Annotated in this window: 14 protein-coding genes and 1 pseudogene; 10 read left to right on the top strand and 5 right to left on the bottom strand. The window is 70.6% G+C overall.

Annotated features, from left to right (window positions below):
- Positions 1 to 2 precede the first annotated feature (2 nt).
- The 3 genes from Prum_RS37525 (at position 3) to Prum_RS37515 (ending at position 3,247) form a co-directional block, all read left to right on the top strand.
- Entirely contained in the window at positions 3 to 1,130 is a 1,128-nt protein-coding gene (locus Prum_RS37525; RefSeq protein ID WP_173081379.1) for a sugar ABC transporter substrate-binding protein, read from the top strand.
- A gap of 66 nt (positions 1,131 to 1,196) precedes the next feature.
- The gene (locus Prum_RS37520) at positions 1,197 to 2,210 is read left to right on the top strand and encodes an ABC transporter permease (protein ID WP_173081377.1); all 1,014 of its coding nucleotides are present in this window, start codon (positions 1,197 to 1,199) and stop codon (positions 2,208 to 2,210) included.
- 89 nt (positions 2,211 to 2,299) lie between these two features.
- Complete coding sequence (locus tag Prum_RS37515; RefSeq protein WP_173081375.1) at positions 2,300 to 3,247, top strand: ATP-binding cassette domain-containing protein; 948 nt, start codon at positions 2,300 to 2,302, stop codon at positions 3,245 to 3,247.
- A gap of 776 nt (positions 3,248 to 4,023) precedes the next feature.
- On the opposite strand, the gene Prum_RS37510 is transcribed toward Prum_RS37515, so the two are convergent.
- The 3 genes and pseudogenes from Prum_RS37510 to Prum_RS37500 all read right to left on the bottom strand — a co-directional run bounded on the left by Prum_RS37510 (position 4,024) and on the right by Prum_RS37500 (position 5,247).
- Positions 4,024 to 4,431, bottom strand: coding sequence for a VOC family protein (locus Prum_RS37510; protein ID WP_173081373.1), 408 nt, complete (start codon positions 4,429 to 4,431; stop codon positions 4,024 to 4,026).
- Positions 4,428 to 4,921, bottom strand: a pseudogene (locus tag Prum_RS37505) (SRPBCC family protein). The gene Prum_RS37510 and the pseudogene Prum_RS37505 overlap by 4 nt, the downstream one beginning before the upstream one ends.
- A complete protein-coding gene (locus Prum_RS37500) occupies positions 4,918 to 5,247 on the bottom strand; it encodes an ArsR/SmtB family transcription factor (RefSeq protein ID WP_173081371.1) in 330 nt (109 codons plus the stop codon). Before Prum_RS37500 ends, Prum_RS37505 begins: the two are co-directional and overlap by 4 nt.
- Before the next feature lie 103 nt (positions 5,248 to 5,350).
- Here Prum_RS37500 and Prum_RS37495 point away from each other — a divergent pair, with 103 nt between their 5' ends.
- The 7 genes from Prum_RS37495 to Prum_RS37465 all read left to right on the top strand — a co-directional run bounded on the left by Prum_RS37495 (position 5,351) and on the right by Prum_RS37465 (position 9,578).
- Positions 5,351 to 6,079, top strand: coding sequence for a GvpL/GvpF family gas vesicle protein (locus Prum_RS37495; protein WP_173081369.1), 729 nt, complete (start codon positions 5,351 to 5,353; stop codon positions 6,077 to 6,079).
- The gene (locus tag Prum_RS37490) at positions 6,076 to 6,714 is read left to right on the top strand and encodes a GvpL/GvpF family gas vesicle protein (protein ID WP_173081367.1); all 639 of its coding nucleotides are present in this window, start codon (positions 6,076 to 6,078) and stop codon (positions 6,712 to 6,714) included. The genes Prum_RS37495 and Prum_RS37490 overlap by 4 nt, the downstream gene beginning before the upstream one ends.
- Before the next feature lie 78 nt (positions 6,715 to 6,792).
- Positions 6,793 to 7,755, top strand: coding sequence for a maleylpyruvate isomerase family mycothiol-dependent enzyme (locus Prum_RS37485; protein WP_173084607.1), 963 nt, complete (start codon positions 6,793 to 6,795; stop codon positions 7,753 to 7,755).
- 2 nt (positions 7,756 to 7,757) lie between these two features.
- Positions 7,758 to 8,327 (top strand): sigma-70 family RNA polymerase sigma factor, encoded by a 570-nt coding sequence (locus tag Prum_RS37480; protein ID WP_218577554.1) that lies wholly within the window; start codon positions 7,758 to 7,760, stop codon positions 8,325 to 8,327.
- A gap of 151 nt (positions 8,328 to 8,478) precedes the next feature.
- Positions 8,479 to 8,811, top strand: coding sequence for an ArsR/SmtB family transcription factor (locus tag Prum_RS37475; protein ID WP_246278353.1), 333 nt, complete (start codon positions 8,479 to 8,481; stop codon positions 8,809 to 8,811).
- The gene (locus Prum_RS37470; protein ID WP_173081363.1) at positions 8,808 to 9,281 is read left to right on the top strand and encodes an SRPBCC family protein; all 474 of its coding nucleotides are present in this window, start codon (positions 8,808 to 8,810) and stop codon (positions 9,279 to 9,281) included. Before Prum_RS37475 ends, Prum_RS37470 begins: the two co-directional genes overlap by 4 nt.
- Positions 9,282 to 9,290: 9 nt before the next feature.
- Positions 9,291 to 9,578 carry a DUF2218 domain-containing protein gene (locus Prum_RS37465; RefSeq protein WP_173081361.1) on the top strand — a complete coding sequence of 96 codons (288 nt, stop codon included), beginning with the start codon at positions 9,291 to 9,293 and terminating at the stop codon, positions 9,576 to 9,578.
- A gap of 278 nt (positions 9,579 to 9,856) precedes the next feature.
- Here the strand turns inward: Prum_RS37465 and Prum_RS37460 are convergent, their stop codons facing one another.
- Both Prum_RS37460 and Prum_RS54090 read right to left on the bottom strand, forming a co-directional pair.
- Positions 9,857 to 10,519, bottom strand: coding sequence for an MOSC domain-containing protein (locus tag Prum_RS37460; RefSeq protein WP_173081359.1), 663 nt, complete (start codon positions 10,517 to 10,519; stop codon positions 9,857 to 9,859).
- Between the two features lie 4 nt (positions 10,520 to 10,523).
- A complete protein-coding gene (locus Prum_RS54090) occupies positions 10,524 to 12,806 on the bottom strand; it encodes a rhamnogalacturonan lyase (RefSeq protein ID WP_173081357.1) in 2,283 nt (760 codons plus the stop codon).
- Positions 12,807 to 12,876 lie beyond the last annotated feature (70 nt).

The raw sequence follows: 12,876 nt of genomic DNA, 5'->3' as shown, positions 1-12,876 counted from the left end.
CCATGAGAAAGATCCATCCCAAGGTCGAAGAGGCCGTGGAGCGGCTTGATCTGAGCCCCGTCACCCGCCGCCGGCTCCTCGCCGGCACGGGCCTCGCCAGCGCCTCGCTGGCCGCCTCGGCGCTGCTCACTGCCTGCGCCGAAGACGAACCAACCAGTTCGGACGCGTTCGGAAACTTCCCGAAGACTCCAAAGTGGAAGTTCGTGTTCGTCTGCCACGTGACGACGAACCCGTTCTTCACCCCCACCCAGTACGGCGCCGAGGACGCGTGCAAACTCCTCGGAGCCGAGTACCAGTGGACCGGCTCGGTCAACTCGGTCGTCGCCGAGATGGTCGACGCCACCAACACGGCGATCAGCTCGAACGCCGACGGCATCGCCCTGGCCGTGGTCGACAAGGCCGCGTTCCGAGGGCCGGTCGACAAGGCCCTCGATGCCGGCATCCCGGTCGTGTCCTACAACGCCGACGGCGCCCGCGACGACGTGGGCACCAACCGGCTCGCCTACATCGGGCAAGGGCTTTACGAATCCGGGTACGCGCTTGGGCAGCGGGCGCTGACCCAGATCGACTCGGGCGACGTCGCCGGCTTCATCGCGACGCCCGGACAGCTCAACATCCAACCGCGGATCGACGGCGCGCAGCAGGCGTTCAAGGACTCCGGCAAGCCCGTCAACTTCACCGCCGTGGCCACCAACGCCGACGTCACCCAGGGTCTGTCCATCATCGACGCGTACGTGCAGGGCCACCAGAACGTCGCCGGCCTGCTCGCCGTCGACGCCGGCTCGACCCAGAGCGTCGGGCAGACCGTCGGCAAGTACAAGCTGCGCGACAAGGGCCTCAAGGTGGCCGGCGGCTTCGACCTCGTGCCGGAAACCCTGGCCGCGGTCAAGGCGGGCGACCTCGACTACACCATCGACCAGCAGCCGTACCTGCAAGGCTTCCTGCCGGTCTTCGCCCTCTACCTCTACAAGCTCTCCGGTGGGCTGATCTCGCCCACGCAGACCAACACCGGTCTGCTCTTCGTCACCAAGGACAACGTCGACCCGTACCAGAACTCCAAGACCAGGTACGAGGGTTCGGACACCGCGCCGAAGCTGGTCGAACGCTCCGGTCCAATCGCCCACGGCTGAGCCGTTTCCCACCGCCGGGCGCCGCTCCCGCTGGCGGCGCCCGGCGCCCAGACTTTAAGGGGCTCGATGAGCGATACCGTCGTCGCCACACCGACCGGGCGGGCGCGGCTGCTCCGGTCCGCCGCAGACGCCTTCCTGCGCCGCCGCGAAGCCAGCGTGCTGCTCGTGGCGATCGGCCTGGTGGTCTACTTCCAAGCGTCCACCCCGATCTTCCTGTCCACGGACAACCTGCGAAACATCGCCCAGGCCACCGCGCCGACGGCGATCGTGGCGGTGGGCATCGTGCTGCTGCTCGTCTCCGGCGAGATCGACGTATCGGTCGGGATGGTCGCCGCGCTGGCCCCGTACCTGATGCACTACGCGATCGACTTCTACTCCATCCCCGCGATCCCGGCCATCCTGCTCGCCCTCGCGGTCGCCGCCGGGATCGGGTTCGTCAACGGCTTCATCACCATCAAGCTGCGAGTACCGTCGTTCGTCACCACCCTCGGCATGTTCTACCTGCTGTACGGCGTGCTCCTCACCACGTCGCACGCGTACCCGGTGGCGATCCCCGAGCCGACCAAGGGCAACATCCAGACGTGGCTCGGCGCCGGCGACTGGGCCAGCCTGGCCTGGTGTCTGCTCATCGTCGGGATGTTCCACATCGTGCTCACCCAGACCCGATGGGGCCTGCACACCGTCTCCGTCGGCGGCAACCTGCTCGGCGCCACCGAGGCCGGCATCCGCGCCACCCGCATCAAGACCGGCAACTTCATGATCGCCAGCGTGCTCGGGGCGTTCGCCGGAATCATGGAAGCCTTCCGGATCAACTCGATCGACCCGAACATCGGCGGGGGCACCCGCATCACGTTCACCGCGATCGCCGCCGCCGTCATCGGCGGCACTGCCCTGGCCGGCGGCTCCGGCACCGTGATCGGCGCGCTGCTCGGCATGCTGGTGCTGGCGGAGTTGCAAAATGGGTTCAACCTGCTCGGGATCAGCGCCAACTCGTTCTTCCTCATCCAGGGCATCGCGATCCTCGTCTCGATGATCGCCAACCAGTACCTGTCCCGCCTGCGCCGCGCCGGGAGGACCTAGTGAGCGAGGAAGCTGGCGCGGCGGCGCCTGGACCGAGGAGCGAAGGCGGCGCGTTCAGCGCCGCGCGACCGAGCGAGCCAGGAGGCACAGTGGAAGCCTTGCGAGTCGAGGGCATCGCCAAGAGGTTCGGCGCCCTCACCGCCCTCCGGGACGTCAACCTCCGCCTCGACAAGGGCGAGGTGCTCGGCCTCATCGGCGACAACGGCGCCGGAAAGTCCACCCTCATCAAGATCCTCTGCGGCTTCCACCGCCCCGACAGCGGCCAGATATTCGTGAACGGCGAAGAGCTCGTGCTCCGCAGCGTCGAGCACGCCCGGTCGGTCGGCATCGACACCGTCTACCAGGACCTCGCCCTGGTCAACGAGCTGTCCGTCTACCACAACATGTTCCTCAACCGGGAACGCGTACGGTGGCCCCTGCTCAACAACCGGCTCATGCGGCGGCTCGCCAAGCAGCAACTGGACGACATGGGCGTCGACATCCCGGACGTCTCGGTCGAGGTGGCCAAGCTCTCCGGCGGCCAGCGCCAGGCGATCGCGGTGGCCCGCTCCGTCTACTCCGACGCCCGCATCCTGCTACTGGACGAGCCGCTCGCCGCCATGGGCGCCAAAGAGGGCTCGCTCATCCTCGACCTGATCACCGACCTCAAAGCACGCGGCGAGGTGTCGATCATCATCATCGCCCACAACTACGCCCAGGTCCTCCAGGTCTGCGACCGCGTCAACGTCCTGCAACACGGCGCCATCACGTTCGACAAGCCCACCTCGGAAACCTCCCAACAGGAGCTGACCGACCTGATGGTCGCCGAATACCGCGCCGGCCGAGCCGCCCGAGCCGCCAACCACCACCCCACCCCTAGCCCGCTCCCTCGCGCCGCTGCCGCTACCCCTCTGCCCCGCTTCTGCGTCGCTTCTGCGTCGCTTCTGCCCCTCTTCTGCGTCGCTTCTGCCCCTCTTCTGCGTCGATCAAGGGCAAATGGTCGTGCTTTGATCTCCAATCCACGGCCGTTTGCCCTTGATCGACGCGGATTTCCTTGATCGGCGCGCGGTGCGGGGTGGGCGCGAGCCGCGCTCCACGGGAGCCGCGGACGCGACCCCGCGCGGACGGTGCCCCGCGCTCCCGCGCCCCAAAAGGGGTCCCCTGTGGGGCGATCCGACGTGAGTAGGGCTCCCCTATACCCGCCCTGTGCTGCATAGGGGAGCCCTACTCACCCAGGATCGCCCCACAGGGGCGCCCCTCAAGGCCGGGTAGTTAAGAGAACCGGCCCCCGTCAGGCGCAGACAGCGCCAGTAGCCGCGCCTCGCCCCGATCACGCGGACGGCTACCCAAGGCGGTGACCATGGGCCTAGCGGCACGAAGAGCCCCGTTCCCCGCCGCTAAGCCCATGATCACCGCAGGTCGGCGTCGATCTAGGAAGAATCGTGGGTATCGAGTCCGATTTATACCCACGATAGTTCCTAGATCGATTCGGCGGCCCCAACGCCGGCAAGGGATCGGCATCAACGTGAAGGATCCGAGTCGCCCCAACGACCCACATCCTTCACGTTCACGCGGACCCGAGATCGGCCGGCCATGACGAGCGGTCAAACCCAAGGGAGCGACCCTTGACACCTTCGGCGACCTCTTGACTACCCGGCCTTGCGGGCGCCCCCTCACGCGGCAAGGCCCGACCGGGGCCACCCCGCCGCCGAGGCACGTCGATCAAGGGATTCCCTGCCGATCAAGGGCAAACGGCCGCGGATTGGAGATCAAAGCACGACCATTTGCCCTTGATCGACGCAAAGCCCCGCGCAAAAGCGCCGAGGCGAGCAGGTCAGGGGCGGGTGCTGATTTGTTGGACGGCCCAGGCGTTGCCGTCTGGGTCGGCGAAGAAGAGGAAACCGACGTTGTCGAGCGGATCCGGAGTCGGTGTCGGGCTCTCACCGAGCTTCTGGATCTCGCTGACCTCGACGCCGCGCTCGACGAGCTGGGCGCGCGCCTTGTGCAGGTCCGAGACCACCAGCTGCAGGCCGCGCAGCGACCCGGGCGGCATGTCCGGCACGACGCCCTTGCCGATCACGACCGAGCAGCCCGAGCCCGGCGGGGTGAGCTGGACGATGCGGGCGTCGTCGCTGATCACGGTGTCGTGGTCGACGGTGAAGCCGAGTTGGTCGGCGTAGAACGCCTTGGCGCGGTCCACATCGGACACGGGCACGATGACGACTTCCAGGGTCCAGTTCATGGCGCTTCTCCTTCTACATGGGTGAGCGCGAGCACCTCGGCGAGGCGGTCGAAGCTCTCGCCGGCGCCGCGCGCCATCGGATAGGTGAGGACTTTGTCGCGGCCCTCCCGGGTCGCGTACAGGATCGTGCTGGTCAAAAGCGTCCGGCCGTCCCGTTCGGTGAACTCGTGGCTGATCAGCGACTCCCCGGGTACGACTGGTCGTCGAACATCTCGGTGTAGACGAGCCGCTCGGGCGGGTCGACCACGCGGTAGACGCCGCTTTGGCCCATCCGCGCGCCGCCGGGCCCCTGGGAGACGAACCGCCACGCGCCGCCGACGCGCAGGTCGATCTCGCAGTCGACGAGGTGCCAGCCGCGCGCGCCGTACCACCGGGTGAGCAGGTCGGGCGTCGTGAACGCGGCGTACACCAAGGGCCGGGGTGCGTCGAAGTCCCGCCGCAGCACGATCTCCCGGTCGGACGGGGTGGTCACGGTGAGCGAGCCGGTCATGAGTGGTCCTTCAGTTCGCTGAGCAGCGCGTCGAGGCGCTGGTAGGACTCCTCCCAGTAGCCGCGGTAGTCCTCCAGCCAGTCGACGGCCGCCTTGAGCGGGCGCGCCTCCAGCCGGCAGGGGCGGCGCTGCGCGTCCCGGCCGCGGGAGACGAGGCCGGCCCGTTCCAGCACCTTGAGGTGCTTGGAGATCGCCGGCTGGCTCATCTCGAACGGCGCGGCCAATTCCGTCACCGTAGCCGCTCCGGATGCCAGCCGGGCCAGGATCGCCCGCCGCGTCGGGTCGGCGAGCGCGGCGAAGGTGGCGTCGAGCAGGTCTGTCGTCATCTTCGATAACCTCTTAGTTTTATAACCTATTGGTTTTGTACGCCCAGACACCGCCCCATGTCAAGGCCGTCATCCACCACCCGGGGGCGTGCGTACTACGGAAGTGAGTGGGGACTCAGGCTGGTACGTCTATGCCGTCATCGCCGGCGACGACGTACCAGCGGTGGCCGCGCCGTCCGGCATCGACGGCGTACCCGCGCAACTGCTGGTGTCCGCGGACCTGGCGGCGGTCGCCGCCCCCGTGGACCTGGCGGCCTTCCGGGGTGCCCAGGCGGAGGCGGACATGAGCGCGGACGGCTGGCTGGCGCGGGCCGTGCGCGGGCACCACCAGGTGGTGGAGGAGGTGTTCGCGCAGGCGTCGGTGCTGCCGCTGCGCTTCGGCGCGCTGTGTGCCACCCGCGCCGACGTGCTGCTCGTCCTGGAGTCGCTGCGGCCGCGCCTGCGCGCGGGCCTGACCAGGGTCGCCGGCGCCGGCGAATGGACGGTCAGGCTCGTCGGGGCCGAGCCCCGCGGCGATCCGGCCGCCGCCGACCCATCAGCCCCATCGGGTACGGCGTGGATGCTGCGCCGGCGTGCGAGCGTGCGCGCCCGGGAGGTGGCGCGGGAACGGTGGGCCAAGGCGGCGACGGCCGTGTACGGGACGCTGGCCCGGCACGCCCGGGAGACCTGCGTGGCCGAGGCCGGCGTGCGCTACCTGGTGGCGCGGGCGGACGAGACCAGCTTCCGGGAGTCGGCCCGGGAGCTGCGTGAGTCCGAACTGGACAGTGAACTCTGGCTCGATGTGGACGGTCCGCGCCCGGCGTTCCACTTCACCGAGGAGCGGACCCGATGACCGGCGACGAGGAGAGGCACATGGCGGTCTACGTCTTCGGGGTCGTGGCGGCGGAGCACCCGTACCGTCGCCTGACCGACCTGGTCGGCGTCGGCGGGCCGGACGCGCTGGTCCGGCGGGTGCCGGCCGGCGCCACGGCCGCGGTCGTCGCCCCGGCCCCCACGCAGCTGCGCGCCAGGCGCCGCGACCTGCTCGCGCACCAGCTCGTGCTGGACTGCCTGTGGCAGCTCGGGCCGGTGCTGCCGATGCGCTTCGGGGTGGTCGCGCCGGACGAGGAGCAGTTGCGCGCCGAGCTGCGGCGCGCGGCTGGCCGGCACCTCGACGCCCTGGCGCAGGTCACCGGGCGGGCCGAGGTCAACGTGAAGGTCCGCGCCGAGGACCGGATGGCGCGGCAGCACGCGGCGGCCGACGCCCGCCGGGTCATGGACGAGTTGCGGCCCTTCGCGGTACGCGGCGCGGAGGGCCCGCCGGTCGAAGGCTGCGTGTTGAACGCCAGTTTCCTGGTCGACGAGGACCGGATGGAGAGTTTCCTGGACCGGGTGATCGAGGTCGACGGCACGCTCGACGGTCGATGTCGAGTACGCGCGTTCGGCCCGATGCCCCCGTACAACTTCACCGAGCCGATCGGCGCCTAGGCGCCGTTACGGCGCCGCCGACGACGAGCCGCTCGACCGGTTGGCTGAGGCACGGTACCGTCGACTGCGGTGAGCGCAATGGATGTGCATACGGAGATGCTCGACCTGATTGGTGCTTGGGCCCTGGACGCCTGTGAGATCGACGAGGCGGCCGCGGTCGAGGCACATCTCAACACGTGCCCGACCTGTGCCGCGGAGGCGCGCCGGCTGCGTTCGGCGGCGGGCTGGCTCGGCCTCGACGGCGTCCTGCCGGTGCCGGAAGGGCTGCGCCACCGCACGCTGACGGCCGCGCGGGCCAAGCGGCCGCCGGCGCTGATCCGCACGCTCCTCGGGGCGTACGCGGGACAGGCGTCCCTCCTGGATGGACTGCTCGACGGTGTCCGTCCCGACGACTGGCAGCGCGCGGACCCTCGACACGAGACGGTCACCGGCGTCGTCGCGCACCTCGCCGGCAACGACGCGATGCTCGCCGCCGACCTCGGCCTGCGGGTGGTCGACATCCCGGCCGCCGCCGGCCCCGGCGTGCGGGACGCCTGGTGGGAGCAGACCCAGGTGCTCATGGAGGGCCTGGCCGACGAGGCGGTGCTCGACCAGCCGGTACGGATGGCCAGCTCGCAACGCCCGCCGCTGCGCCCGCTGCGCGACGCCCTGGTCCAGCGCGCCTTCGAGACCTGGATCCACCTCGACGACATCCGCGCGGTGATCGGCAAGGGGCAGACCACCCCGCCGCCCGAGCAGGTGCGCCGCATCGTCGAGCTGGCCATCGAGTTGCTCCCCGGCGCGCTCGACGCGCACGGCGCCGCCCGCCCCGGCCACACCGTGCGCCTGGTGCTCGACGGTGCAGGGGGCGGCGAGTGGACGTTCCCGATGGGGGCGGAGCAGCCCGGCGGCGCGGAGGTGACGATCCAGGCGGACGCGGTGGAGTTCACCCGGCTGGTCGCGAACAGGCGCAGTCCCGACACCATCCGGCACAGCGCGACCGGCAACCAGGCCGTCTCCGCCGGGGTGCTGCGCGTGGCCGCGATGCTGGGATGTGACTGAGGGTGCCGCCGGACGAGACCGACGTGCGGCTGCGCGAACGGCTCGTCGCCGGTGACGACGACGCGCTCGCCGAGGCGTACGACCGCTGGGCCAACCTCATCCACGTGCTCGCCGCGCGCATCACCGACGACGCCGCGGCCGCCGAAGACATCACCCAGGACGTGTTCGTCCGCCTCTGGCAGGCTCCCGAGGCGTACGACCCGGAGCGCGGCGCGCTGCGCACCTGGCTGTGCATGCTCGCCCGCAGCCGCGCGCTGGACTGGACCCGCCGGCGCGAGGCGCGGGCCCGCTACCACGCCGTCGCCACCGCGACCGGGGCCGTCGTCCCGGACCAGCCGGACGTCGACGACGCGGTCATCTGGCGCACCGAGACCAAGGTCGTGCGCGAGGCCGTCCAGGCGCTGCCCGACCTGCAACGGGAGGCCGTGCAGCTCGCCTACTACCACGGCCACACGTACCGCCAGGTCGCCCGCGAGCTGAACATCCCCGAGGGCACCGCCAAGTCCCGCCTGCGCCTGGCCCTCAGCAACATCGCCGACCGCCTAGCCGCCGAAGGCATCCTCGAACGCTAGCCCTCCCCGGCTGCCCAGCCCGGCGGCTCCGCCGCCTGTGCGCGTTGATCAGGGAATGGCTCGCGGGTGTTGCGGCGTGTCGTGGGAGCTGATCCCTGATCAACACGGCCACCCTTGTGCGGACATATCCGTAAGTCTAGACTTACGGTTCGTGGGGACTTACGGAGATGCCGGCTTGGGCCTGCTCGGCGACCCGACCCGCCGCGCGATCTTCGAGCTGCTGGCGCGGGGGCCGCGGTCCGTGGGCGAGCTGGCCCGGGAGCTGCCGGTCAGCCGCCCGGCCGTGTCCCAGCACCTGCGCGTCCTCAAGGAGGGCGGCCTGGTCGTCGACCGGGCCGAGGGCACCCGCCGGGTGTACCGGGTCAATCCGGACGGGGTGGCCGCCCTGCGGGCGTACCTCGACCGCGTCTGGGACGACGCCCTCACCGCTTTTCAGAAGGCCGCCGAGGCGGCTCCCATCGATGAGACAGAGGAGCAGACATGAGCAGTACGGCTTCGATGCCGCCGATCCGCGGCACGGTACGCGTCGGCGTGCCCGTCGAACGGGCGTTCCGCGTCTTCACCGACTCGTTCTACAGCTGGTGGCCGCCCGCGTACCACATCGGCAAGACGGATCCGGCGCAGATCCTGCTGGAGCCGCGCGTCGGCGGCCGGTGGTACGAACGCGGCACCGACGGCAGCGAGTGCGACTGGGGCCGGGTGCTGACCTGGGAGCCCCCGCACCGGCTGGTCCTGACCTGGCAGATCAACGGCGAGTGGCAGTACGACCCGGATCCCGACCACGCGAGCGAGGTCGAGGTGCGGTTCACCGCGGACGGCCCCGAGCAGACCCTGGTCGAGCTGGAGCACCGCAACCTGGACCGGCTCGCCGCCGCCCAGTCCCTGCACGACCAGGTCGGCGGTCCCGGCGGCTGGACCTCGCTGCTGGAGGCGTACGCCAAGGTCACTTCGTAAGCTTGCGGCATGGCAACCTCCGAAGCCCGCGTCGCGACCACTCGCGGCACGCGGTACATGTCACAGCTCCTCAAGCACTTCAGCCACAAGACCGAGGCCGAGTGGACCGACGAACGCGGCTCGGTGACGTTCGCCGACCTCGGCACCTGCACGCTCGTGGTCGAGCCGGAGGCGCTGGTGCTGCGCGCCGAGAGCGCGAACGACGAGGGCCTGGGCCGGGTCGAGCAGGTGGTCGGCGGCCACCTGGTCCGCTTCGCCACCCGCGACGAGCTGACCGTCTCCTGGACCCGCACATAGCGCCCCCTTTCGCGGGGCACCCCCGCGCGCGCTCCCCGCGCCGCGCGCGCTCCCCGCGCCGCGTCGATCAAGGACTTCCCCGTCGATCAAGGGCAAATGGTCGTGGATCGGAGATCAAACCACGGCCGTTCGCCCTTGATCGACGGGGAAGTCCTTGATCGACGGCCGCCGCCAGCGGCCCGCGGACACCAGCGGCCCGCGGACACCAGCGGCCCGCGGACACCAGCGGCGCGCGGACGCCAGCGGGGCGCCGACGCCAGCGGCGCGACGGGAACGGTCTAGGGCGCGGCGATGCGGCGGCGGGCCAGGTCGCGGACCGACTCGGGGAGGTCGTCGGCGGTGAGGAGCCGGGGCAGCAGCTCGGGCTCCCGGGTCAGCGCCCGGAACGTCACGCCGACCGTCACGTCGTGGTCGGGGCGGCGTTCGACGGTGACGGCGTCGCCGGCGCGGATCTCCCCCGGCTCGATCACCCGCAGGTACGCGCCGGGCCGGGCCCGGATGGTGAACCGCTTGACCCACTGCTGCTCGGCCATCCAGTTCGCGAACGTCCCGCACGGGATGCGCGGCAGGACGACCTGGAGCACCACCTCGTCGCCGACCCGCCAGCGCTCCCCGATGAGCGCCCCGGTGACGTCGACGCCGACGGTGGTCAGGTTCTCCCCGAAGACGCCGCCGGGCAGCGACCGCCCCAGTTCGGCCGCCCAATCGTCCAGGTCCTCCCGGGCGTACGCGTAGAGGGCCTGGTCGTCGCCGCCGTGGTGGGCGGTGTCGAAGATCTGGTCGCCGACCAGGCCGCTGCCGAGCCCGGTGCCCTTCGGGCCGGGCCCGCGCACCTGCACCGGCCCGTCCGCCGGGCGCTTGTCGATGCCGGTGATGCCGATGTCCTTGGCGGGGTTGTCGCGCGGCACAGCGAGGTTGACCGAAACCAACGCGGAGACCATCCCATCACCGTACGCGGTGCAGGGGGACCAACGCCCAGTCGATGTCCGAGCCGAAGTAGAAGCTCGGGTACGACGGCTGGTTGTACGTGGTCTGCTGCCGCGCCACCTCGACCCGGTACTGCGGATCGTGCATGAGCGTGTAGAGCTTGTGGTTCGTCACCTCGGTGCTCAGGTAGAAGCGGATCGCGGTGCTGTCGGCCGTACGCAGGAGCAGCTCCTCACGCCAGTCGCCGAAGACGTCGGCGACCAGGCTCGGGTTGCCCTTGGTGAAGTTGTTGGTCAGGGTGCCGTCGGCGGTCAGCAGTACGCCGCGGCGCCAGTCCTCGATCTTCGGCAGCTCCACCGGTGTCCCGGCCGCGCCGGTCACGATCTGGGTGGTCATGTCGGCCGCCCACCGGATGCTCTGGTTGGTGCCCGGCGTGGTGGTGGCGAGCAGTGCGCCGCCGGCGGAGAAGGTGCCGATGCCGAGGGCCGCCGCGTTCGGCGGCAGCGCGGGCCAGACCTCCAGCCCGGGTACGGCGGGGTCGATGTCGCCGACCATGCCGCGCCCGGTGTCCCGGCCGGTGTAGTCGCCGAAGATGACCTCTCCGGTGGCGGCGTCGCGCAGCGCGTGGCCGTACGGCGCGAACGTGCCGCCCTCGTGCACCATGTAGACCTCCAGCCCGGGGCGCTGGGGGTCGATGTCGGTGACGTGCATCGCGTCGCCGTGGCCGAGGCGGGCGGACACGCCCGGTGTGGCGCTACCCGGCGGCATCACGGCGAACGAGCTGTTCAGCAGGGTGCCGTCGTGGTCGATGGTGGCCGCGCCGTAGATGATCTCCTGTTTCCCGTCCGCGTCGACGTCGGCCACGCTCAGCGAGTGCGCCCCCTGCGTGGTGATCGTCGCAAACGCCGGATCCAACCCGTCCCGCCCGTGCGGCCCGTCGTTGAACGGGTTCGTCATCGGCACCCAGCCGCTGTCGACGAACCAGTCCTCGACGAGCCGCTTGCCGTTCCAGCGGTACGCGACGAGCGTCGTACGGGTGTAGTAGCCGCGGGCGAAGACGGCCGACGGGTGCTTGCCGTCCAGGTACGCCACGCCGGACAGGAACCGGTCCACGCGGTTGCCCGGCTCGATCCGGGCCATCGCGTAGTCGCCCCACATGAGGCCGTCGTCGTGCCGCCCCGGCTTGTACGGGATGGTCTGCAACTCCCGGCCGGTGGCGCCCTCGAAGACGGTCAGGTACTCCGGACCGTCCACAATGAACCCCTGGAAGTTGCGCAGGACGTTGCGGGCGCTGCGGCTCGGGGCGTACACGTCGATGAAGTGGGTGGCGAGCGCCTCGGCGTCGGCCCGGGACAGCGGGTACGCGTACGTGGGCGCCATGCCGAAGGCCGCTTCCAGGGTTGCCGGCCACCGCCCGGCCAGCACCTCGGGGTGCTCGTGCCAGCCCAGGAACATCTGGACCACGTGCTCGTAGTAGCCGGCCGCGCTGAGCCGGTAGTCGTCGGCGTGCGAGTAGCCGGCCAGCACGTCCTTCTTCGGCATCGTGACGTAGCGCTCGGACGCGACGGTGCCGTCCGCGGCGTACCGGATGACCTTGGTGCCGGGTGCGGTCTTGAGCATCATCTCGGCCCGGCCGTCGCCGTCGAAGTCGTACACCAGGAACTGCGTGTAGTGCGCGCCGGCGCGGACGTTGACGCCGAGGTCGATGCGGTAGAGGAGCCGGCCGTCCGCCTCGTACGCGTCGATGTAGACCGGGCCGGTGTAGCCGACCTGGGAGACGTCCTTGGAGTTCGACGGGTCCCACTTGACCACGTACTCGTACTGCCCGTCGCCGTCCACGTCGCCGACGCTCATGTCGTTGGCCGCATAGGTGTACGCCTCGCCGGTCGGGGTGACGCCGTCGGCCGGCTTGCGCAGCGGCAGGTCGTAGTGGGTGCCGGACCAGGGCGAAACGGCCGCGCTGCGGTTGACCTCGGCGCCACGGACGACGGCCGCGACCTGGTACGTGGCGCCGGGCGCCGCCTCGCGGTCGAGGTAGTTGGTGCTGTCGGTGACCGTGGCGATCCGCTTGCCGTCGCGGTAGACCCGGAAGTCGGCGCCGGTCAGGCCGGTGGCGGAGTGTCCGGTGGCCTCGTGGCCGAGCAGCCGCCAGCTCAGAAACACTCCCTCGCTGGTGGTCGCGGCGACGAGGCCCCGGTCGAGGCGCTCGAGGCGCGGGCCACCGTCCCCGTGGGCGGCGGCGGGTGCCGGTCCGAACAGGAGGAGCGTGCTCGCGGTGAGCGCGGCCAGCCAGCGTTTCATGGTCGTCTCCAATGAGTGAAACGTTCCAATCCATGGGAGACTATGAATGTTTCGAGGCACTGTCAAGGCC

Origin of the sequence: Phytohabitans rumicis, from assembly GCF_011764445.1 — a bacterium.
GTDB classification, from domain to species: Bacteria; Actinomycetota; Actinomycetes; order Mycobacteriales; family Micromonosporaceae; genus Phytohabitans; species Phytohabitans rumicis.
This window is presented reverse-complemented; position numbering and strand designations above follow the sequence as displayed.

What these genes read in the sequence shown, in the direction of transcription:
- Prum_RS37510 (WP_173081373.1), bottom strand. Translation starts at nt 4,431, where the DNA reads ATGAACTGGACCCTGGAAGTCGTCATCGTGCCCGTGTCCGATGTGGAC.
- Prum_RS37470 (WP_173081363.1), top strand. Translation starts at nt 8,808, where the DNA reads ATGAGCAGTACGGCTTCGATGCCGCCGATCCGCGGCACGGTACGCGTC.
- Prum_RS37460 (WP_173081359.1), bottom strand. Translation starts at nt 10,519, where the DNA reads ATGGTCTCCGCGTTGGTTTCGGTCAACCTCGCTGTGCCGCGCGACAAC.
- Prum_RS37485 (WP_173084607.1), top strand. Translation starts at nt 6,793, where the DNA reads ATGGATGTGCATACGGAGATGCTCGACCTGATTGGTGCTTGGGCCCTG.
- Prum_RS37465 (WP_173081361.1), top strand. Translation starts at nt 9,291, where the DNA reads ATGGCAACCTCCGAAGCCCGCGTCGCGACCACTCGCGGCACGCGGTAC.
- Prum_RS37490 (WP_173081367.1), top strand. Translation starts at nt 6,076, where the DNA reads ATGACCGGCGACGAGGAGAGGCACATGGCGGTCTACGTCTTCGGGGTC.
- Prum_RS37525 (WP_173081379.1), top strand. Translation starts at nt 3, where the DNA reads ATGAGAAAGATCCATCCCAAGGTCGAAGAGGCCGTGGAGCGGCTTGAT.
- Prum_RS37520 (WP_173081377.1), top strand. Translation starts at nt 1,197, where the DNA reads ATGAGCGATACCGTCGTCGCCACACCGACCGGGCGGGCGCGGCTGCTC.
- Prum_RS37500 (WP_173081371.1), bottom strand. Translation starts at nt 5,247, where the DNA reads ATGACGACAGACCTGCTCGACGCCACCTTCGCCGCGCTCGCCGACCCG.
- Prum_RS54090 (WP_173081357.1), bottom strand. Translation starts at nt 12,806, where the DNA reads ATGAAACGCTGGCTGGCCGCGCTCACCGCGAGCACGCTCCTCCTGTTC.